Source organism: Microbispora bryophytorum, assembly GCF_006874465.1.
GTDB classification, from domain to species: Bacteria; Actinomycetota; Actinomycetes; order Streptosporangiales; family Streptosporangiaceae; genus Microbispora; species Microbispora bryophytorum.
The window spans coordinates 1-1,115 of the sequence record NZ_VIRL01000065.1; the positions used below are offsets into that span (position 1 = coordinate 1).

Here is a 1,115-nt window from a genome sequence, read left to right on the forward strand (position 1 = left end):
TGTACTGCCCTGGGAGGTTGGTGACGCGGCTGATGGGTGGCTGGCCTTTCAGCGCGGTGTGTCCGCGGTGATGGTTGTACATGTGTAGCCAGGGGTCAAGGGCGGCGCGGCGTTCGGCTTCTGAGGCGTACGGGCGGGCGTAGGCCCATTCGTCGGCCAGGGTGCGGTGGAAGCGTTCGACCTTGCCGTTGGTCTGGGGCCGGTAGGGGCGGGTCCGCTTGTGGGTGATGCCCAGCTGGGCGCAGGTTTCGCCCCATAGTCGGGAGCGGTAACAGCTGCCGTTATCGGTCAGTACGCGTTCGATGACGATGGTGCGGGCCGCGAACCAGGTCTGGGCGCGCAGGAGGAATGCGGTGGCGGTTTCCTTGGTCTCATCGGCCAGGATCTCGGTGTAGGCCAGGCGGGTGTGGTCGTCCAGTGCCGTGTGCAGGAAGCCGTGGCCCAGGCGGGGGTTGCCGTGGGCGTTGCGTGAGGTGGTGGGGGTGGCCTGGCGGTTGCGCCGGCCGGCGGCGCGGCCCAGGACGCGGTGGCCGCCACCGTCGGGGATGTTGCCCAGCTTCTTGACGTCGATGTGGACCAGTTCGCCCGGGCGGTCACGCTCGTAGCGGCGGACGGGTGCACCGGTGGCCCGGTCCAGGTGGGTCAGGGGTGGCATGCCGTAGCGGACCAGTACCCGGTGCACGGTGGAGGGGGCCAGGCCCAAGCGGGCGGCGATTCGGGCGGGTCCGAGCCGATGGGTGACGCGGAGCTTGCAGATGCGCCGTTCGGTTCGCTGGGCGGTACGGGCCGGGCTGCGGCGCGGCCGGGACGACCGGTCGGCCATGCCGGCTGGGCCCAGCTGTCGATAGCGGCGGGCCCAGCGGGCGGCGGTGGTGTGGGAGACCTGGAAGCGTTCGGCCGCGCGGCGAATGCTCCAGCCGTCCTCGACGATGCAACGCGCGAGCCGGAGTCTGCCGGTTTCGGTCAGCGGGGCATTACGGTGGGGCATGAGGGCCTCCGGGCGATGTGAATCTTGGTCGACTCACACCACGCCAGAAGGCCCTCACCCTTTTCAAGGTCATCGACAGCGTGTCGCCGATCCTCCACCGCTGTCACCAACGTCCATGGTCAGAACA

Annotated in this window: 1 protein-coding gene; it reads right to left on the minus strand. The window is 69.6% G+C overall.

Annotated elements, in window-relative coordinates:
* A partial coding sequence (locus tag FLX07_RS35815; protein WP_142576412.1) for an IS481 family transposase occupies positions 1 to 988 on the minus strand: 988 nt, incomplete at its 3' end.
* Between the last annotated feature and the right edge of the window lie 127 nt (positions 989 to 1,115).